Source organism: Lacrimispora sp., from assembly GCF_032078915.1.
In the GTDB taxonomy this organism is placed as follows: Bacteria; Bacillota; Clostridia; order Lachnospirales; family Lachnospiraceae; genus Lacrimispora.
The window spans coordinates 26989-45910 of the sequence record NZ_DAMAUN010000048.1 but is presented as its reverse complement, the minus strand read 5'-3'; the positions used below and the strand labels follow the sequence as shown (position 1 = coordinate 45910).

Below are 18922 nucleotides of genomic sequence, written 5' to 3'. Positions count from 1 at the left end.
CACCCGGACAGAGGCTCCAGACTAGCCACTTATGCGGCCAAGTGTGTGGAGAATGAAATCCTAATGCTTCTTCGTGCGAACAAGAAATATTCAAAAGAGGTTTCTTTGTTTGAACCCATTGGCGTAGACAAGGATGGAGAGACTGTAAGCTTAGTGGATGTCATTGAAATGGAAAATAAGGAGACTCTGGAATCTATTATTTTAAAGCAGGATATTAAGGAACTGTATGAGGCCTTTGACAGTTGTCTTAAGGAAAATGAAAAAACCATAATCGGAATGAGGTACGGTCTGCATGGAGGAAAAGAGTATACGCAGCGGGAGATCGCGGATGTCATGGGAATATCCAGATCCTACGTATCCAGGCTGGAAAAAAAGGCTTTGGAGCGGTTGAGAGACGAACTTAAAAAGAATTGTATTTAAAAAGAAGCATTATTAAATTATCCCATCTCTGATGGTTGAGTAAAAAGTCTGGGAGGCCCGATAAACAGGGCGTTCCGGACTTCTTTGCTGTCATGAAACAATGCGTTGGCCGGTCAGGGTGTTCTTATAAAGACTTGCTGCAAATTGTGATTAATATGGTTGACAAAAAAACAAAATCATAATACTATGTAAAAAAGGATATTTCATACTAAACATATATGTATTCTTTAATATAAGAAATGCGTACAATGCGCAGCACAAATATCTGAGAAAATTTTATGTTTATTTAAGGAGGAGGACAATTATGAAAAAAGTAGTCTTTCAAAAACTGCATAAGGTAATTGGATCTATGCTTGTTTTCGGTATGGTGGTATCTCTTGCGGCTTGTGCAAAGTCAAATCCCAATCCGGGAGCTGAGAATCCGGCTAAGGGTAATGTGGCAGAGGATAATTCCGCAAAGGGAGAGAGTACAGAGGATAAGATCGTTAATATTGGAATGACCGATTCTATCAGCAGCGTTAACCCCCTGTTGATGGATGCAACTGAGATCATGAAGACCTCCACGGCAATGGAATTCCTGCCTCTTGTTGAATTAAACAGCAATCTGGAGTTTGAGGGAATGCTGGCTTCTTCTATTACTACGGAGGACAATATACATTTCACCGTGAATATTGATCCGAATGCAAACTGGTCCGACGGTCAGGCAGTAACTGCAGATGACGTCGTATACACCGTTCTTAAGCTGTCAAGCCCCGTCCGTGCCAATGCAAGCATGGCGCTCTATGCCATTGAAGGCGTGGGCGACGACGGTTTTTCAGAGGCGGGAGCGACGGAGATATCCGGCGTTAAGGCAATTGACAATAAAACCGTCGAATTCACGACCAAATATCAGATGGCTCTTACCACCTTCCAGAATACATATGGACGCTATATACTGACACTGCCCAAACATGTTCTTGAGAGCGTAGCGGATGAGGACCTGGCTGGTTATGACTGGTTCAACGCTCCGACAGTAGTTAACGGACCCTACCGTATCACTTCCGTTGATTTGCAGCATTATGTGTCCTATGAGGCAAATGATACATACTGGAAGGGCGCTCCAAAGATTAACAGGTTAAATATCAAGATCGTACCTGCGGCACAATTGCTGACCGGGCTGCAATCAGGAGAGATTGATTTTGTACAGCAGACCACCGGTAACATCCTGCAGGAGGATTATGCCAGCGTAGAAGCCCTTGGGAATGTGACGGTCAACTATGGTGCTCCTGTTATCAACCAGTCGATCTTCTTTAATACCACCACGGTAACGGATCCCCGCATCCGTCAGGCAATTCTTTATGGAATTGACCGCCCGTCCATAATAACTGGTCTTTTAAACGGAAAAGGCGAAGTGGTTGACGGCTTCCTATCCAGTGCGGGACCTTTTTATGACGAGGGCCTGACGCCCACTGTTTACGATCCGGAGAAAGCGAAAGAATTGGTCGCACAGGCAGTCGCAGACGGCTGGGATGCTTCAAGGACATTAAATTTCTATGTAAACAGCGGAGATTCCACTTTCTGCCAGGCCGCAGATTATATTGCTGCGAAGCTGCAGGAAATCGGACTTAAGATTCAGGTGACAACCGTGGACTTATCCAGTTTAATGAGCAAGGCGGGAAGTAAGGATTTTGATTTGCTGGCAGTGCAGTATACCTATGCACCGGTAGATCCTTATCCGGACGTTAACTGGTTATTATCTGCGGACGGCTGGACCGGCTATGTAAATGATACCGTAACACAGGCCCTGGCGGCGACCCAGGCGACCAGTGACGTGAATGAAATCAAGAAAGAATATCGAAAGATCGATAACGTCATGCAGCAGGAGGTCCCGATGATTTCTGCCTATATCATAAGTGCAATCGGAGCTGTGAATAAAAGGGTGGAGAATGCGGCGCCGGATGTATATGGCTCTTTTAATAACGTCCACGAATGGGATGTGACGCAATGACACCTCTGCTGGAAGTAGATTCGCTGGAAATGGCATTCTCCACCGGTGCCGGAGATATCAAATGCTTAGACAGGGTCAGCCTTCATGTAGATCAAGGTGAGATCCTGTGCATCGTTGGAGAATCCGGCTCCGGTAAGAGCGTTACGCTTCTGTCAGTCATGGGTCTGCTTGGAGAAAATGGTAAAATCACAGGAGGTAAGGTGGTCTTTGACGGGCAGGAACTGCTTCATCTGCCGGAGGAGGAATTGGACCGTATTCGCGGGAGTAAGATGACCATGATCTTTCAGGACGCCATGGCCAGCTTAAATCCGTTATTCACCATTGGGAACCAGATCATGGAAGCCATGCGGATTCATATGAACCTGGACAGGAAAACAGCGAAGGAACGGGCACTGCTCCTCCTGGATAAGGTGGGGCTTCCGGATCCTTCTTCTATTATGAACAAATATCCGCATACACTGTCTGGAGGAATGCGGCAGCGGGCAATGATCGCCATGGCGCTTGCCTGCAATCCGAAGCTTCTCATTGCGGATGAGCCAACCACTGCGCTGGATGTTACGATTCAGGCACAGATTATGGAACTCTTAAGGAACTTGCGTGAGGAGCTTCATATGTCAATCATTTTAATTACCCATGACATGGGACTGGTAGCTGAAATGGCGGACCGGGTTATGGTTATGTATGCCGGACAGATTGTGGAGGAGGCAGGTGTTCTTGATCTGTTTAAAAGACCGGGACACCCTTATACACAGGCTCTGCTGAAATCCATTCCCAGCATCAGAGATAAAGAAGAGAGAGAACTGTTGACGATTGAGGGTGCTGTTCCAGAGTTTTACGGTGAGATCACCGGCTGCCGCTTTGCAAACCGATGTCCGTATATGACCGATGGCTGTGATCTGGAGCAAAGCCTGGTTGAGATAGAAGATAGTCACGGGACAAGATGCTGGCGGGCGGAGGAAATCCGGAAGAGGAAGACGCAGGTGTCAGGAAGGAATTAACAAATGCAAAAGGAACGACAACCTCTGGCAGAGATAAAGGGCTTGAAAAAATATTATCCGGTTCGCGACGGAATTATTCCCCATACAGTTGGGTACATCCATGCAGTGAACGGTGTGGATTTTGAACTGTATCCGGGGGAAACTCTGGGACTGGTAGGGGAATCCGGCTGTGGCAAATCCACCATAGGGCGGCAGCTGGCAGCGTTGGAAACTCCCACAGAGGGCAGCATTGTATATGAAGGATATCCGTTCACGGACCGGTCAGCTGCTGGTATGAGGCAGATCCGTACCCAGATACAGATGGTGTTTCAAGATCCTTATACCTCCCTTAATCCGAAAAAACGTATTTTTGAAACTCTATCCTATCCAATGCTGTATCATGGCGTCACAACAAAACAAAATGTCCATAGGGAAGTTGACCGTCTGCTTGATATGGTGGGACTTCCGAAAAATACGAAGGGGCGTTATCCTCATGAATTTTCCGGCGGGCAACGGCAAAGGATTGGGATCGCAAGAGCGCTGTCTCTTAACCCCAGACTGGTCATCTGCGATGAGCCGGTCAGCGCCCTTGATGTATCAATACAGGCTCAGATTCTTAATCTGCTTCGTGATCTGCAAAAGGAGCTAAAGCTTACCTATCTGTTTATTGGCCACGGTCTGGAGGCGGTCAAATACATCAGTGACCGAATCGCAGTCATGTATCTCGGGAAGATTGTGGAGCTTGCGGATGCAAAGGAGCTGTTTGAAAATCCGGTGCATCCTTATACCCAGGCATTATGCAGTGCGGCACCCATTCCTGATCCCGAGGCCAGAGGCAGAAAAAGAGTGATATTGCAGGGGGAACTGCCTTCCAATAAGGATCTTCCTTCCGGCTGTCATTTTCACAGCCGGTGCCCCTACGCCATAGAGGAATGCAAACGATCGGAGCCGGCGCTGATCCAGGTGCAGCCGGGAAGCGGGCATCTGGCGGCCTGTCCGGTGCTGACCCTGGGTAATCGGCCAAAGGAGGATGGGGATGCTTAAATATATTATCAAGCGTATTCTTATCGCTGTTCCGGTCCTCATTGGCATAACCATCATTGATTTTATGATCATGACTATGGTAGGAAGTCCATTGGAACTGCTCCAGGGCCCCAGAGTGTCCGAGGCTGCCATCGAAACGAAAAGAATAGCTTTAGGTCTTAATAAGCCTGTCTATGTACAATACTGGATCTGGCTGACAAATCTTCTTCAGGGCAACATGGGATATTCCATGAAGAGTTTCCAACCGGTAAGCCAAATGATTAAAACCTATATCGGGCCAACGTTACTGCTCATGTCCGTCTCGTTATTTGTCAGTATGCTGATTGCGGTACCGGCAGGAATCTATAGCGCAGTCCACAAATATACACCGCAGGACTATACCGTAGTCACGCTTTCCTTTCTTGGAAGCAGCGTTCCCAGTTTTTTCCTGGCATTGGTGCTGATCTATTTTTTTACCGTCAGGCTTGGCTGGCTGCCCTCCAGCGGTATGTATACCCTGGGAGCGCAGAAAAGTGCCGTAGACGTCCTAAAGCATATGATCATGCCTGTGATTGTATTGGCGACCTCCATGGCGGGGACCAATATCCGCTATATCCGCAGTTCCATGCTTGAGATACTTCGGATGGATTATCTGCGAACGGCAAGGGCAAAGGGGATTGGCCGCTTTCTGGTCATTAATAAGCATGCGCTTCGCAATGCGTTAATTCCGGTCATTACCGTATTCGGAATGCATATACCGATCTTGTTTGGCGGAGCCATCATCATTGAACAGGTATTTTCCTGGCCAGGGCTCGGCATGATGACCATGAGTGCAATTATCAGCAGAGATTATCCGGTCATTATGGGCGTCTGTCTGATGTCCGCCATTGTTGTTCTGGTGGCAAACCTGCTGACAGATATCATCTACGCACTGGTAGATCCGACGATTACGTATTAAAAGCAGGAGAAAATGAATGAATAGTGATAAAACAATCATCAGTGTAGATAATGCATACCGCAATACGGTATTGAGGCGGTTCTTAAAACACAAATTGGCTGTGGCCAGCACCGTATTCCTGGCTATAATCCTCCTATGTGCGCTGCTGGCGCCGGTTCTTTCGCCTTATGACCCGAATAAGGTGGTCGGCGGATTCAGCGATCCCCCTTCCTTAAAGAACTTACTTGGAACCGACCAGGTGGGAAGGGATGTATTAAGCAGAATGCTATACGCCGTCCGGATCTCATTGTTGGTAGGATTTGCCGCTACAGCTGTATCCACGGTTGTGGGTGTGGTTTTGGGCCTGGTATCCGGGTTCTTCGGAGGGATCCTGGATATGGTTATCATGCGGTTTACTGATATGGTCATGTCCTTTCCTTATATCCTGCTTGTATTAGTTTCTGCTGCGATATTTCGCCCGGGCCTTTTAAATATTATTTTGATTCTCGGTTTTGTTGACTGGCCCGGAATTGCCCGGCTGGTCAGAGGGAATGTCCTGTCCATCCGGGAGATGAATTTTATTCAGGGGGACCGCGTCGCAGGAATGCCAAAGCGTTATATCCTGTTTTCTGAGATACTTCCCAATACGGTCGCACCCATTCTGGTATATGCGACCTCCGTTATCGCCATATCGATGCTGGATGAAGCAGCCTTAAGCTTTCTTGGTATGGGAATACAACCACCTCAGTCCAGTCTTGGTAATATGTTAAACGGAGCCCAGTCCATCTCCATCCTCACTTCCAAGCCATGGTTGTGGGTACCGCCGGGACTGATGATCATATTGCTGGTCGTCAGTATTAATTTCATCGGAGATGCGTTAAGAGATGCTTTCGATCCTTCGGGAAATTGATTAACAGACCGCTGTGTATGGGACAGGGCCGTAGTCTGTTTTTTAGCTAAAATTCTGATTTGAGGATAGGAGAGAGGATTTCAGGCTGAAAAACGAGGAATGATAAAAAATATAAAAAATGTATAAAATTTTGTTGACTTTTTTGAAATAACTGGTATAGTTAAAGCAAGGATATATAAAGTGGATTGTTACTGGAAAGCAGGCAAAACCAATTTTGATTATGGAAAATGAAATTTTATTTTCGTGGTCGAAGTTGGTTTTTTATTTTATAGGATGGGACATTGTATGAAAATTGACAAAATAATCAATAACAATATTGTCAGTGCGCTGGAGCCGGATGGAAAGGAAATTATAGTCATGGGCAGGGGAATCGGTTTCGGTATGAAGCCGGGAAAAGAGATTCCGGAGCGCGCAGTTGAAAAAGTATTCCGTCTGGACAGCCAGAACAATGTTGACAAATTCAAAGAATTGCTGGTGAACCTTCCCCTTGAACACATCCAGGTTTCTACGGAAATCATAAATTACGCGAAAAGCGTATTAAACAGGAGTCTTAATCAAAACATATACATAACGCTGACAGACCACATCAATTTTGCCATTCACCGGTTTAAGCAGAAGATGAAATTTTCAAACCCTCTGCTTAATGAGATAAAAACCTTCTACAAAGAGGAATACTTAATCGGTGAATACGCCATCGCATTAATTGAGCGGAGGATAGGAATATCCCTTCCTGTTGACGAGGCAGGTTTCATTGCGTTTCACATCGTCAATGCGGAATTTAATACCGCCATGCGTGATACCATTGATATCACAAACCTGATCCAGAATACCGTAGGGATTGTGAAAGAATATTTTTCAATGGAACCTGATGAAATGTCTTTAAATTATCAGCGGTTTGTTACCCATTTAAGGTTTCTGGCACAAAGAATCGTTACAAAGGAGCTGTTAAACAGCGGGAATGTTGAATTTAACCATTTGATATCCGAGATGTACCCGGAGGAATACAGGTGCAGTTTGAAAATCAAGGATTATATAATGGAAACATACCATCACGATGTAACGGAAGAAGAGACCGCATATCTGGCGGTTCACATCAAGAGAATGAGGCTATAACAGAAAGGAGAATCATGATATGTTTGATTCATTAAAGAAAATATTCGGTGGAGGGGGAGAAAAAGAAAAAGAAAAAATTCTGGCCCCGGTTGAAGGAACAGTAGTGCCCTTAAGTGAAGTGAATGATCCCACGTTCAGCCAGGAGATCCTTGGAAAAGGAGTCGCCATTATTCCCGCAAAAGGTAGAATTGTGGCTCCGGCCGACGGAATCCTGACGGTGGTGTTTGAGACAAAGCATGCTGTCAGCATTACGACTCCGGAAGGCGCTGAGATCATTATCCATGTAGGACTTGATACGGTCAATTTAAAAGGGGAGCATTATACTGCTTATAAAAAGCAAGGAGACAAAGTGAAAGCTGGGGAGCTTCTTCTTGAATTTGACATGGCAGCCATAAAGGAAGCAGGGTATGAGGTGATTACTCCGGTTATCGTTTGTAATACGCCGAATTATCCGGATATGGTATGCCATACAGGGATGCAGGTAAAGGAACTGGAACCAATCATCGAATTATAGGTATTAAAATGAGGGAGTATTTGTATGAATTAAAAGATCCCCTGGGACTTCATGCCAGGCCGGCTTCCATGATCTTTATGGAAGCAAGGAAATATTCGTGCAGCATAGAAGCCCAGTGGGAATCAGACAAAGCGGATTGCAAAAGTCTTTTGGCATTAATGGGGCTTGGAGCCAAAAGAGGAAGCACCATCCGGTTCCGGTTTGACGGAGAGGATGAGGAGGCGGCCATGACCGGGTTTCGCGCCGTTTTGGAAGAAATGTGATCTGAACCTGCTTGGCAGCAGGAATGGATAAAAAATGTCCGGTAGGACAAAAAGAAAGGGGTTTCTTTATTATGATGAAGTATTTGCAAAAACTAGGTAAGTCATTGATGCTTCCGGTGGCATGTTTGCCTGCGGCAGGCATCCTGATGGGAATTGGTTACTGGATAGACCCCACTTGGGGGGCTAACAGTGCCATTGCTGCCTTTTTAATTAAGGCAGGGGGCGCCATTATCGATAACATGGCAGTTCTGTTTGCAATCGGTGTTGGTGTTGGTATGGCTGATGACCATGAGGGTACCGCAGCACTTGCGGCCATTGTTTCCTGGCTGATGATTCAGACAATTCTTTCACCTGGAGTGGTTGCCATGCTGAAAGGAATTGATATCAGCGAAGTGAATCCTGCCTTTGGTAAGATTGGAAACCAGTTTATCGGTATCGTATCCGGTATCATCGGTTCCAGCTGCTATAACAGGTTTAAGAATACCAAGCTTCCTGATGCGTTGGCATTCTTCAGCGGCAAACGGTCTGTTGCCATTGTTACCGCACTTGTTTCTTTGGTAGCCTGCCTTGTTTTATTCTTCATTTGGCCGGTTGTATATTCAGGATTGGTTGCATTTGGTAAGGGCATCCTGGGATTGGGCGCAATAGGAGCTGGTATTTATGGTTTCTTCAACCGTCTTCTGATCCCGATAGGTCTCCATCACGCACTGAACTCCGTATTCTGGTTTGACGTTGCAGGAGTAAACGACCTTGGTAATTTCTGGTCAGGAAATGGTGTCCTGGGCCAGACTGGTCAGTACATGACAGGATTTTTCCCGGTTATGATGTTCGGTCTTCCGGCCGCAGCTTTGGCTATGTATCATACCGCAAAGCCTGGTAAAAAGAAAAATGCATATGGTTTATTGCTTGCAGCAGCAGTTTGTTCCTTCTTTACAGGCGTAACAGAACCTCTGGAATTCGCTTTCATGTTCCTTGCTCCAGGCCTTTACTTAATCCATGCAATTTTAACGGGTATTTCCTTAGCGATCTGCTCCCTGCTTCCCGTACGTGCAGGCTTTAACTTCAGTGCAGGTTTCGTTGACTGGTTCTTGAGCTTTAAGGCTCCTATGGCTGTAAATCCGTTGCTTATTATCCCGCTGGGCCTTGTTTATGCAGCTGTTTACTACTTCGTATTCCGCCTTGCAATCTTAATGTTTAACTTTAAGACTCCGGGACGGGAAGATGATGATATAGATGAAAACACAGTCACTCTTTCCAATAATGACTATACGGCAGTTGCTTCCATTCTTCTGGAAGGACTTGGCGGTAAGAATAACATCACCAGCATCGATAACTGTATTACAAGATTAAGGCTGGAGGTCATAGATTATACTCTGGTAGACGAAAAGAAGATCAAATCCGCAGGCGTTGCCGGCGTAATCAGGCCAGGTAAGACCAGCGTACAGGTTATCGTAGGAACCCAGGTACAGTTTGTTGCAGATGAATTTAAGAAGCTGTGCCAGTAATAAACAGGCAAAAAGCAGGGGCATATAGCAGCCCCTGCTTTCTTATTCTGGATATGAGACAAAAATCCGTCAGCCTACGGGGTCCCAAACGGGACTTGAATGAATATATTAAAATAAAAAGGTAAGATTCCGGGATATGCGTGATATATTAATTCTTGTGCTGGCACTTAGTACCGACACCTTTGTTGCCAGCATTGCTTATGGGGCGAACCGGCTGAAGATTTCCTGCGGAAAGGTTATTGCAGTGAATATGATCTGCAGCGGCTGTCTGGGCGCTGCTCTTGTATTTGGAAGCGTGATCAGCGGATTGGTACCGGAAGGTTTTGCAAAGGGGGCGGCATTTTCCTGTCTGTTTCTTCTGGGTGTAATAAAACTTCTTGACTATACCATAAAGAAGTATATTAACAGCCATGTGAATGTTCAAAAGAATCTGACATTTTCTATTTCCGGTCTGAGCATCATCATAAATATTTATGGTAATCCTTTGGCAGCAGACTGGGACCATTCCAAATCCTTGTCCTGGAAGGAAACCATCATGTTTTCCCTGGCCATGTCCTTAGATAGTCTGATCGCCGGTGCTTTATCAGGATTTTTGATGATACCTCCGGGGCTTACGACCCTTTGCGCTCTAATTGTGGGAACTGCCGTCATGTATATCGGCCTGTTTCTGGGACATAAGCTTGCAGCTTTAAAGAACTGGGATTTGTCCTGGGTCAGCGGCATACTGTTCTTGTTTCTTGCATTTGGAAAATTATGATTATCTGATTTAAAAACGGGGTACACTCTTTCATGGGTTGCACCCCGTTTTTAAATGCGGTATAATCGTTATCAAAAAACAGGAGCAATCATTTATGCAGTTTACAATACCTCATTACTATAATAAATTCCGCTGTGTGGCAGGAGAGTGCCCGGATACCTGCTGTGCAGGCTGGGCCATCATGATCGATGATCTTACAAAGAAACGATACCAAATGCGAAAGGATTCTTTTGGCAGAAGGCTTAATCAGTGGATAGACTGGAAAAATGGCTCCTTTAGGCAGTGTGACGGCCGGTGTGCGTTTCTAAATAAGGACAATCTATGCGATATCTATAAAGAAGCCGGTCCGGGAATGCTATGCAAAACCTGCCGGGATTATCCGAGGCATATAGAAGAATATGAAGGAGTCAGGGAAATTTCTCTGTCCTTATCCTGTGAGGAAGCTGCCGGTCTGATTCTTGGTTGTGAAGAACCTGTCCGTTTTCTTACAAAAGAGGATGAAAGGGAGGAGTCCTATCCTGATTTTGATTTTTTATTGTTTACAAAGCTTATGGATGCAAGGGATCTGATCTTATCCTTCCTGCAAAACCGGGACATGGATTGCCGTCTGCGCGCTGCCATGGCACTTGGGTTTTCTCATGATATGCAACGGAGAATCAATGAGGAAAAATTATATGAGCTGGATGAATTGATGAAACGGTATCAAGGGACGGCCGGAGCCGAGATCGTGGAAAAGAAAATGGCTGTTCGCAGGATAGAAGACAGGATCCGTTATGAAAAGATGAAGAAGTGGTTCTCTCTGTTTGGAAAGCTTGAAGTTCTTAATGAGAGCTGGCCCCAATATTTGGGAACTCTTAAAGGGATATTGTTTGATGCCGGTGCAGAAAGCTATGAGGAAAACAGGAAAGCTTTTCACCGGTATTTAATGGAGGATGAAGGCCGTAAGCGTCAATGGGAGCAGTGGAGCGAACAGCTTATGGTATACTTTATCTTCACCTATTTCTGCGGAGCTGTTTATGATGAACACCCCTATGTTAAAGTAAAGCTTGCCGCAGTGAGCACAATTCTTATTCAGGAAATGGGCCTGGCAGTATTTAAGAGAAATGAAGGCAGCCTGAATTTTAAGGAATTTGTTCATCTGTCCCACCGATTTTCCAGAGAGGTAGAGCATTCGGATGTAAACCTCAATGAAATGGAACGAATATTCCGGGCAGATAAAAGCTTTGGTCTAGAGGAGATTCTCCAGATGCTTTAGGGGATACTGATTTTTAAATATCCGGTGGATATGAATTTTCAGATGAATGCAATTTCATCAGTACTTAGTGAAGCTCGAATATTCTAAAAAAAGTATTGACAATTAAAAAGGTTAAGATTATAATATAACGCATATAAACATATAGATATAGTAGGTAATGAAAAGGAAGAACACACAGCAAAACATTTCATTTCATAAAATACTGGAATATTGATTTCTATTTTCACTTAAAACCGCAAGATCGTGCAAATGAAATCGAATCAGATTAAAGAGCTGACTGGACAACTGGAGGTTCTGATAAGCAGTAATGCATATCAGAGGAAGGTTGTTCTTTTTTTATTTATGGTAATTTCCCCAGTCAGAAGGCAGATACCTGATTGATTTGCTCAAGATGGCCGGGCCGGGTTTTTTGAATCTGATTATTCTATGATAGAGGAACTATCATAAAATTGGCATAAATCTGACTAGAAAACTAGAGGATTTGGATGAAAGTCCAAGTCCTTATTGCATATTGGAGCAGTTTGGCTGATTCACAAATAACAGAAGATAGGGTGCCGTAGCCAGAAGGAAAAGGCAAGAGTCTGCAAAACTTAGATTGTTGGTTCAAATCCGACCGGTACCGCTGATAAATAAAAACTTAGCTGTTTATATAAATTAAAGAATACAAAAAAAGGAGAATGAAAAATGAAAAAAAGTGTTAAAAAATCCAGGAAAGCAATGATGGCAGTATTAACGGCAGTAGTATTGTTAGCGGCAATGGCTGCTACAGCAGGCTGCAATTCAAAAAGTGGCGCACCTGCTGACGGCGGGGCGGCAGAAAGCACAACAACGGAACGTACAGTGACGGATGTAAAAACTATTAAAATCGGAATAGGAAACAGCTTTAATCCTATGTGCTATGTGGATGAGGATGGAAATTTACAAGGCTATGATTATGAAACCTTAAAAAAGATTGATGAACTGCTTCCGCAATATGAATTTGAATATGAGCCTACGGAGTTTAAAAATATATTAGTAGGCCTTGATACGGACAATTACGACATTGCTGTTCATCATTACGGCTGGAATGAAGAACGGGCAAAAAAGTACTTATATGGCGAGGTGGGAAACTTTGATTATGGCGGATATACGTTCAGAGTTGCAAAAGGCTCCAGTATTGTGATTGGCAGTGAAGAAGACTTAGGCGGGCTAAAAATTGCGGTGTCCACATCCTCCAATGTAGCCTATTTGACAGAAAAATTTAATGCCGATCACCCCGACAATCCAATTACAATCATTTATGACGACGGAACGACGGAACAGCATTTGGCCAGCTTAAACAGCGGTATTTATGATGGACTTCTTAGTACATCATTTAATGACAGTCTGGATAAAGCAGCATATGGAGATATTTTTGATGTTACCGGTTCCGGACTCTTTTATGATTATGAAAAGCGAAACGGCTGCTATTTTATCTATAACTATGGTGATGAGCAGCTTAAGCAGGATATAGATGCAGCACAGCAGGAACTGTTGGATTCCGGTTGGCAAAAGGAACTTTCCGAGAAAATACTGGGTGCTGATTATACCGTTAATTTAAGCAAATAAGATAGGAAGGAGCAGATAATCATGGCAGGTGATTTTTTTTCCTTTCATAGAGTGGTAACATATTTTCCTAAAGTGCTCTCAAAACTACCGGTTACTCTTAACATCGTATTGGTTTCTATTACAATAGCAATTATACTTGCCACTGCAATTGCTATGATCCGCATCAAAAAGCTGCCTGTATTAAGCCAAATGGCGGCTTTATACATCTCTTTTGTAAGAGGGACGCCCATTCTGGTACAAATGTTTCTGGTGTATTATGGTATGCCGCTTTTTATTACGGCCCTTGTAGGGAGTAATATCACATCAAAATGGAATAAGCTGATATTTGTTTACATAGCCTACGGCTTAAACGAAGCTGGTTTTTTATCGGAGCATATACGTGCAGCTATATTATCCGTGCCGGCAGGGCAGACGGAAGCCGGATACTCCGTAGGGTTAAGCGGAAATCAGACTTTTTTCCGGATTGTCCTGCCTCAGGCTCTCCGGGTGTTGCTTCCGGGGTTCAGCACCATGCTGGTGGGACTTCTTCCTGCAACTTCCCTGGCCTATATGCTGGGTGTTACGGATATGATGGGGAAGGTCAGAGCTATTGGTACCGTTACATTCCATTCGTTAGAGGGATATTTTTGTGCGGCGGTTATCTTTGTATTGGCAAGCTTTATGCTGGAACATTTTTTTGCCCATCTTTTAACGCGGTTTAATTTTGAAAGTAAAATAAAAGAGGCGTGAAGAAAATGAATATTAAGTTAAATTATATTTTGGAATGTTTCTGGAATGCGGTTAAATATATCCCCAGCACTCTATATATTGCAGCTTTGGTACTGATTATTGGATTTGTATTCGGTACACTGATTGCCCTTGGAAGAACATACCGCATCAAAGGATTATCCTTTTTCCTTGACCTTTATATTGCTATTTTTAAAGCAGTTCCTGTGAATCTAATCATAGTCGCATCGGGGCTTATATTTGCAATGAAATTTAATGATTTGGCAGAAGCACTCAGGCTGGCAGTCCGGGTTAATGATATCAATATGCTTTATGTAGGAGTTTTCGCACTGTCTTTTACCTGCACCACTCAGCTATCTGAAAATATAAGAGGAGCACTTTCTTCTATTCCGAAGGGGCAGTATGAGGCAGGGTATTCCGTTGGCATGACCCCAAATCAAACGTTCCGCCGGATTGTCTTTCCTCAGTTTTTGCTGGTTTTGATTCCGGCCCTGACAGGGAGCATTATTTCTATTATTAAAGCCACTTCCCTGGTAATTTTGATTGGAGTTATGGACATATTAAATGGCGCTTTAAAATATGCCAATGCAGCTTACTGTTTCTTTGAAGCTTATCTTGCAGCAGCTATGATCTATTGGATGTTCAGCCTGGTTATACAGTGGAGCGGCAATGCCCTGGAACGACATCTTGGAAGATACAGAAAGGAGCTTTAAGTATATGAAAAAACTTATAAAAAATGCCAATGTATTTGATGGCAGGCATGAGAAGTTAAAGAAAAATGCATGGATTGTAATAGAAAACAACCTTGTAAAAGAGATCCTTGAGGGAGCATTCTCAGAGGAGAATTTTGATCAAATCATCGATGCACAAAATAAAACGGTGATACCAGGCCTGACAGATGCTCACGTTCATTTGTTTTTTAATGGAGCCGGAATTTCTGATGCCATGAGGCAGGATGAAAATGCAGTCCGTTCCGTCCGTTTTGCCCGTGATATGCTTCTTCGGGGGTTTACTACGGTTCGGGATGCAGGAGGCGTGACCTACGGGTTGAAGAAAAATATTGATAACGGATATTTAGAGGGGCCAAGGATTTTACCATCAAATGCATTTATCTCCCAAACAAGCGGCCATGGAGATACAAGAGCAAGCAGAGCAGAGTACCGGCTGACTGACAGTATCTATGTCTCTGCAACCTTACAGAGTAAAGGCACTGTATTAGCGGACGGAGTGGCAGAAATGCTAAGAGCGGTACGAGAACAGCTTTTTCTTGGGGCATCACAAATTAAAATAATGGCAGGAGGAGGGATATCTTCTGCTTATGACCCGATTCAGACGATTCAGTTTACCCTGGAGGAAATGAAAGCGGCAGTTTCAGCGGCGGCGGACTACGGAACTTATGTCATGGCCCATCTTTATACGCCCCAGTCCATGCAAAGGGCCGCAAGAGCAGGCGTTAAAAGTTTTGAACATGCGACTATGATGGATGAAGAAACGGCCAAGGTCATAGCCGCCAATGGAATATGGGTAACAGCCGGTCCGCAATGCGGCAGGAACTGGCATAATGAGCATACACCGGAATCCATAAAGAGAAAATCAGCCCTGGTAAAACAGGGAGAAGCGCTTACCACAGAGCTGATCCATAAATATAATCTTCCAATATTATTTGGAACAGACTCTTTTGGAGATCCGGAACGGGTAGACAAATACCAGTTAGAAGATTTTTCCTTTTTTAAAAAAAGATTTGGCAGTTTTAAAGGGCTTGTGGCAGCAACAGGGAATATTAATGAACTGGCGAAGCTTATGACCTATCAGAATCCTTATCCGGAAGGAAAAATAGGAGTGCTGGAAAAAGGGGCTTTTGCAGATCTGTGTATCGTGGAAGGCAATCCTGTTGAAGATCTGGATATATTGGCAGACAGGAATAATATTAAACTGATCATGAAGGATGGGAAGATTTATAAAGATAATCTATAAAATATTTAGCAATATTTAAAATGAATATAGAATTAACAGAACAGATAACTGGAGGTTTGCAGCATGGTTTTTGAAATTATGCTGCAAACCTCTTTAAAATGGTACTTGGTGAATTTCCAGTTTCAGTCAATTCCTTCTCAAGTAGAATTCTTTGGGAATGGGAAGATATTTACAGGAAGCCAGAGAATACAGAAGCAAATATAACGGTACAAAGTCCGGAGGTTGCTATGGCAAGGCTGCTCATAGCGCCTTCGATCTCACCCATTTCCAAGGCTTTTGTGGTTCCCACTGCATGGGAAGCTGAACCGATGGCAATGCCCTTGGCAATGGGGTCCGTAATTTTAAATATCTTGCACACAGCTTCCGCAATGATGCTTCCCTGGATGCCGGTGATGATGATGCTGGCTACCGTTATGGTCACATATCCCTTCATTTCCTCCGTAATTCCCATTGCAATGGCTGTGGTAATGGACTTTGGCAAAAATGTAACATACTCCTGATGATTTAACCCAAAGACCAGAGCCAGAAGCAGTACGGTGGTCATTGTGGTGAAAACCCCGGTCAGGGTTCCTGCTATAATGGCTTTGGAATGCTTCTCAAGCAGTTCCATCTGGCGGTAAAGAGGGATTGCCAGGCAAATGGTGGCCGGGGTCAGAAGATAACTGATGTATTTGGCGCTTTTGTCGTACACCTCATAATCAATGTGAAATACAGACAGAAATACCATGACAACACAGATGGATATTAAAAGAGGGTTGAAGATAGCCCATTTGAATTTTTTCTTTAAACGGAGTCCCAGCTCATAGCTTAAGAGACTGAGCACTGCACCAAAAAACAAAAAATCACTTACTGTATTACTCATTTTTTTCTGCCTTTCCATTTCTGTCGTTTTTCATAAATAACTGAGTCACTTTTCCGGTAATTATCATCACGATGATTGTGGAAAGCAGGGTGATGACCAGAAAAGGAACTAAAATGGGCCGAAGTATTCCCCAGGAATCCAGAAGTCCGACGGCCGCCGGAATAAACATCAATGGCATGATGTCTATGAGAAATATGCTGACTTCCTCAACTGCCTCCAATGGGATCCATTTCTTCCTTAACCCGATCAGCATGACAAGCAGACCATAGATGCTTGCAGGGACCGGAAGGGGAACCAGCAGATGTATGATTTCTCCTGCCAGAGATATAAATAGAATAATAGTGAATTGTCTGATGTATTTCATTAAATAGCCTCCTTAGTGTCCTTCCTGACATTTCAACTATGGTTTATCCTAAACTTAAATTTTGGGCTTGTCAAATGGTTTTATTATCATGGCGAGTTTTTTTTGATGGTAAATTTAAGGAGAACAAGGTATAATAGACGCTAGCGCCTAATATTTTGTTGCATCTGCCTGATGCCGCTAAGGCGGTGGCTGGCTCATTGCCTGGCATCATAGGCGCATGAATGAAAAGGAGTAAAGAATTATGATGGCTGGTACGGAATTTGATATTCTGTATTTTTTACAATCGCTACATACTCCCTGGCTGGATGTGTTTATGAAGGAGATTACCAGTTTGGGAGATCACGGGATTTTCTGGATCCTCACCGGAGTTATTTTACTGTGTTTTAGAAAGACAAGAATCATGGGCCTTTGTGTTATTTTATCTCTGGCAGCCGGCTTTTTGATTGGAAATACGTTCCTTAAGAACGTGATTGCCAGAGAAAGGCCTTGTTGGATCGACAGCAGCGTGCCCCTTTTAATTCATAACCCCAGAGACTATTCCTTCCCCTCCGGTCATACCCTTGCTTCCTTTGAAGGAGCTGTGAGCATCTGGCTTTACAACCGGAAATGGGGAACTGCAGCCCTGATACTGGCGGCGCTTATCGGTATTTCCAGAATGTATCTGTTTGTTCATTTTCCCACCGATGTGCTGGGAGGGCTGATTCTTGGCGTTTTGATCGCTTTTTTGGTCCATTCCATAGTGGAGAAAGGTAGAATTTCTAAAAAAAATATTTGCTTTCCGGGAAATCTATGATATACTGATGGCGTTACAAAATACAATATAATAATCGCAGAGTAGACCCGTGTGCGTTAAGTGCCAGCTGAACAGGGAGTTGTCAGCCGGACGAAAAGATTTTCTTGCGGTACACCGGTCGCATCCCGCTGCATCAGAAGATAGGAATATTATCTCCGGTTGTAGTTTGAGGTCTGCAAAGGAGGTATTTTTTATGAAAAAATTCGTCACTTTGTTCACCGATTCTTACAGAGAGCTGAAGTCTGTAAGGACCATTACCACAGCCGCCATGTTTGGCGCAGTAGCAATTGTTTTGGGCATGTTTTCCATTAATATGGGAAATTACATCCGGATCAGTTTTTCTTCCATTCCCAATGGAATGGTTTCATACCTGTTTGGTCCGGTAGTAGGAGGCCTGTTTTCCGGAAGTATGGATGTGCTTAAATACCTCTTAAAGCCTACGGGTGCATTTTTCCCGGGATTGACCCTGGTAACTGTTCTGGCAGGTATCATGTATGGCTGCATGTATTACAGAAAGCCTGTCACCTTAAAACGGGTTCTGGTTTCCAAGCTTTTAGTCATGCTGGTATGTAATGTGATTCTAAATACTATGTGTCTTTCTATCCTGTACGGAAAGGGCTTTATGGTACTTTTACCGGCAAGGGCACTTAAAAACCTGGTCATGTGGCCAATTGATTCCATGATTTTTTATTCCATGGCAAAAGCGCTGGATACCATGGGGGTTTTTAAAACAATCCGTAAGGCCCAGACTGCGGGAACAAAATAAAAACAAAGGCCTGTAGCGTCATTGATGACGGCACAGGCCTTTTGCCAAGTCAACCGGATATTCCCAACCCGCGACCCTGCTTGCTCACAGCGTGCCCCGCTTCACCAGGCATAACCTCATAGCTGCTATCGCAGATTGTCAGAACGGCCCAAAACGCCCTTTTATCTTCCTTTGCGTTGCAAGTTCAGT

At 44.1% G+C, this 18922-nt stretch carries 20 protein-coding genes, 1 tRNA gene and 1 riboswitch; of the genes, 19 read left to right on the top strand and 2 right to left on the bottom strand.

Annotated elements, in window-relative coordinates; translation table 11 throughout:
- The 17 genes from RT269_RS18000 to RT269_RS17920 all read left to right on the top strand — a co-directional run.
- Positions 1 to 420: sigma-70 family RNA polymerase sigma factor (locus RT269_RS18000; protein ID WP_313184628.1), on the top strand; the 420-nt coding region annotated here is incomplete at its 5' end.
- A gap of 304 nt (positions 421 to 724) precedes the next feature.
- Complete coding sequence (locus RT269_RS17995; RefSeq protein ID WP_313184626.1) at positions 725 to 2407, top strand: ABC transporter substrate-binding protein; 1683 nt, start codon at positions 725 to 727, stop codon at positions 2405 to 2407.
- Complete coding sequence (locus RT269_RS17990) at positions 2404 to 3405, top strand: ABC transporter ATP-binding protein (RefSeq protein ID WP_313184624.1); 1002 nt, start codon at positions 2404 to 2406, stop codon at positions 3403 to 3405. Before RT269_RS17995 ends, RT269_RS17990 begins: the two co-directional genes overlap by 4 nt.
- A 3-nt stretch (positions 3406 to 3408) precedes the next feature.
- Entirely contained in the window at positions 3409 to 4428 is a 1020-nt protein-coding gene (locus RT269_RS17985) for an ABC transporter ATP-binding protein (protein ID WP_313184623.1), read from the top strand.
- Positions 4421 to 5365 (top strand): ABC transporter permease, encoded by a 945-nt coding sequence (locus tag RT269_RS17980; RefSeq protein ID WP_313184622.1) that lies wholly within the window; start codon positions 4421 to 4423, stop codon positions 5363 to 5365. The genes RT269_RS17985 and RT269_RS17980 overlap by 8 nt, the downstream gene beginning before the upstream one ends.
- A 16-nt stretch (positions 5366 to 5381) precedes the next feature.
- Positions 5382 to 6254: an ABC transporter permease gene (locus tag RT269_RS17975; RefSeq protein WP_313184620.1), complete on the top strand. Its 873-nt coding sequence runs from the start codon at positions 5382 to 5384 to the stop codon at positions 6252 to 6254.
- A gap of 285 nt (positions 6255 to 6539) precedes the next feature.
- Positions 6540 to 7367, top strand: a complete 828-nt coding sequence (gene licT / locus RT269_RS17970) for a BglG family transcription antiterminator LicT (RefSeq protein ID WP_313184619.1) — start codon at positions 6540 to 6542, stop codon at positions 7365 to 7367.
- A gap of 19 nt (positions 7368 to 7386) precedes the next feature.
- The gene (locus RT269_RS17965) at positions 7387 to 7881 is read left to right on the top strand and encodes a PTS sugar transporter subunit IIA (RefSeq protein WP_313184618.1); all 495 of its coding nucleotides are present in this window, start codon (positions 7387 to 7389) and stop codon (positions 7879 to 7881) included.
- Positions 7882 to 7901: 20 nt separating this feature from the next.
- Positions 7902 to 8144, top strand: coding sequence for an HPr family phosphocarrier protein (locus RT269_RS17960; RefSeq protein ID WP_313184617.1), 243 nt, complete (start codon positions 7902 to 7904; stop codon positions 8142 to 8144).
- A 71-nt stretch (positions 8145 to 8215) separates the two neighbouring features.
- Positions 8216 to 9649, top strand: a complete 1434-nt coding sequence (gene nagE / locus RT269_RS17955) for an N-acetylglucosamine-specific PTS transporter subunit IIBC (RefSeq protein ID WP_313184616.1) — start codon at positions 8216 to 8218, stop codon at positions 9647 to 9649.
- A 136-nt stretch (positions 9650 to 9785) separates the two neighbouring features.
- Entirely contained in the window at positions 9786 to 10406 is a 621-nt protein-coding gene (locus RT269_RS17950) for a manganese efflux pump (RefSeq protein ID WP_313184615.1), read from the top strand.
- Between the two features lie 94 nt (positions 10407 to 10500).
- On the top strand, positions 10501 to 11661 hold the full coding sequence (gene fliB / locus RT269_RS17945; RefSeq protein WP_313184613.1) for a flagellin lysine-N-methylase: 1161 nt from the start codon (positions 10501 to 10503) through the stop codon (positions 11659 to 11661).
- Between the two features lie 550 nt (positions 11662 to 12211).
- Positions 12212 to 12283: transfer RNA gene (locus RT269_RS17940), tRNA-Cys, on the top strand.
- 62 nt (positions 12284 to 12345) lie between these two features.
- The gene (locus RT269_RS17935) at positions 12346 to 13248 is read left to right on the top strand and encodes a transporter substrate-binding domain-containing protein (protein ID WP_313184612.1); all 903 of its coding nucleotides are present in this window, start codon (positions 12346 to 12348) and stop codon (positions 13246 to 13248) included.
- 21 nt (positions 13249 to 13269) lie between these two features.
- Complete coding sequence (locus tag RT269_RS17930; RefSeq protein ID WP_313184611.1) at positions 13270 to 13977, top strand: amino acid ABC transporter permease; 708 nt, start codon at positions 13270 to 13272, stop codon at positions 13975 to 13977.
- Positions 13978 to 13982: 5 nt separating this feature from the next.
- Entirely contained in the window at positions 13983 to 14687 is a 705-nt protein-coding gene (locus RT269_RS17925) for an amino acid ABC transporter permease (RefSeq protein ID WP_313184610.1), read from the top strand.
- 4 nt (positions 14688 to 14691) lie between these two features.
- Entirely contained in the window at positions 14692 to 15948 is a 1257-nt protein-coding gene (locus RT269_RS17920) for a metal-dependent hydrolase family protein (RefSeq protein ID WP_313184609.1), read from the top strand.
- Between the two features lie 169 nt (positions 15949 to 16117).
- Here RT269_RS17920 and RT269_RS17915 read toward each other — a convergent pair whose 3' ends face one another.
- Both RT269_RS17915 and RT269_RS17910 read right to left on the bottom strand, forming a co-directional pair.
- The gene (locus RT269_RS17915) at positions 16118 to 16810 is read right to left on the bottom strand and encodes an LrgB family protein (RefSeq protein WP_313184608.1); all 693 of its coding nucleotides are present in this window, start codon (positions 16808 to 16810) and stop codon (positions 16118 to 16120) included.
- Positions 16803 to 17174, bottom strand: coding sequence for a CidA/LrgA family protein (locus tag RT269_RS17910; protein WP_313184607.1), 372 nt, complete (start codon positions 17172 to 17174; stop codon positions 16803 to 16805). The genes RT269_RS17915 and RT269_RS17910 overlap by 8 nt, the downstream gene beginning before the upstream one ends.
- 244 nt (positions 17175 to 17418) lie before the next feature.
- Here RT269_RS17910 and RT269_RS17905 point away from each other — a divergent pair, with 244 nt between their 5' ends.
- Positions 17419 to 17967 (top strand): phosphatase PAP2 family protein, encoded by a 549-nt coding sequence (locus RT269_RS17905; protein ID WP_313184632.1) that lies wholly within the window; start codon positions 17419 to 17421, stop codon positions 17965 to 17967.
- A gap of 35 nt (positions 17968 to 18002) precedes the next feature.
- Positions 18003 to 18100, top strand: a riboswitch (THF riboswitch).
- A gap of 60 nt (positions 18101 to 18160) precedes the next feature.
- On the top strand, positions 18161 to 18733 hold the full coding sequence (locus RT269_RS17900) for a folate family ECF transporter S component (protein ID WP_313184606.1): 573 nt from the start codon (positions 18161 to 18163) through the stop codon (positions 18731 to 18733).
- The last annotated feature ends 189 nt before the right edge of the window (positions 18734 to 18922 follow it).

Excerpts from the sequence above, each read along its gene's own strand:
- RT269_RS17995 (WP_313184626.1), top strand. The coding sequence starts at position 725 with ATGAAAAAAGTAGTCTTTCAAAAACTGCATAAGGTAATTGGATCTATG.
- RT269_RS17990 (WP_313184624.1), top strand. The coding sequence starts at position 2,404 with ATGACACCTCTGCTGGAAGTAGATTCGCTGGAAATGGCATTCTCCACC.
- RT269_RS17985 (WP_313184623.1), top strand. The coding sequence starts at position 3,409 with ATGCAAAAGGAACGACAACCTCTGGCAGAGATAAAGGGCTTGAAAAAA.
- RT269_RS17980 (WP_313184622.1), top strand. The coding sequence starts at position 4,421 with ATGCTTAAATATATTATCAAGCGTATTCTTATCGCTGTTCCGGTCCTC.
- RT269_RS17975 (WP_313184620.1), top strand. The coding sequence starts at position 5,382 with ATGAATAGTGATAAAACAATCATCAGTGTAGATAATGCATACCGCAAT.
- licT (WP_313184619.1), top strand. The coding sequence starts at position 6,540 with ATGAAAATTGACAAAATAATCAATAACAATATTGTCAGTGCGCTGGAG.
- RT269_RS17965 (WP_313184618.1), top strand. The coding sequence starts at position 7,387 with ATGTTTGATTCATTAAAGAAAATATTCGGTGGAGGGGGAGAAAAAGAA.
- nagE (WP_313184616.1), top strand. The coding sequence starts at position 8,216 with ATGATGAAGTATTTGCAAAAACTAGGTAAGTCATTGATGCTTCCGGTG.
- RT269_RS17950 (WP_313184615.1), top strand. The coding sequence starts at position 9,786 with ATGCGTGATATATTAATTCTTGTGCTGGCACTTAGTACCGACACCTTT.
- fliB (WP_313184613.1), top strand. The coding sequence starts at position 10,501 with ATGCAGTTTACAATACCTCATTACTATAATAAATTCCGCTGTGTGGCA.
- RT269_RS17935 (WP_313184612.1), top strand. The coding sequence starts at position 12,346 with ATGAAAAAAAGTGTTAAAAAATCCAGGAAAGCAATGATGGCAGTATTA.
- RT269_RS17930 (WP_313184611.1), top strand. The coding sequence starts at position 13,270 with ATGGCAGGTGATTTTTTTTCCTTTCATAGAGTGGTAACATATTTTCCT.
- RT269_RS17925 (WP_313184610.1), top strand. The coding sequence starts at position 13,983 with ATGAATATTAAGTTAAATTATATTTTGGAATGTTTCTGGAATGCGGTT.
- RT269_RS17920 (WP_313184609.1), top strand. The coding sequence starts at position 14,692 with ATGAAAAAACTTATAAAAAATGCCAATGTATTTGATGGCAGGCATGAG.
- RT269_RS17915 (WP_313184608.1), bottom strand. The coding sequence starts at position 16,810 with ATGAGTAATACAGTAAGTGATTTTTTGTTTTTTGGTGCAGTGCTCAGT.
- RT269_RS17910 (WP_313184607.1), bottom strand. The coding sequence starts at position 17,174 with ATGAAATACATCAGACAATTCACTATTATTCTATTTATATCTCTGGCA.
- RT269_RS17905 (WP_313184632.1), top strand. The coding sequence starts at position 17,419 with ATGGCTGGTACGGAATTTGATATTCTGTATTTTTTACAATCGCTACAT.
- RT269_RS17900 (WP_313184606.1), top strand. The coding sequence starts at position 18,161 with ATGAAAAAATTCGTCACTTTGTTCACCGATTCTTACAGAGAGCTGAAG.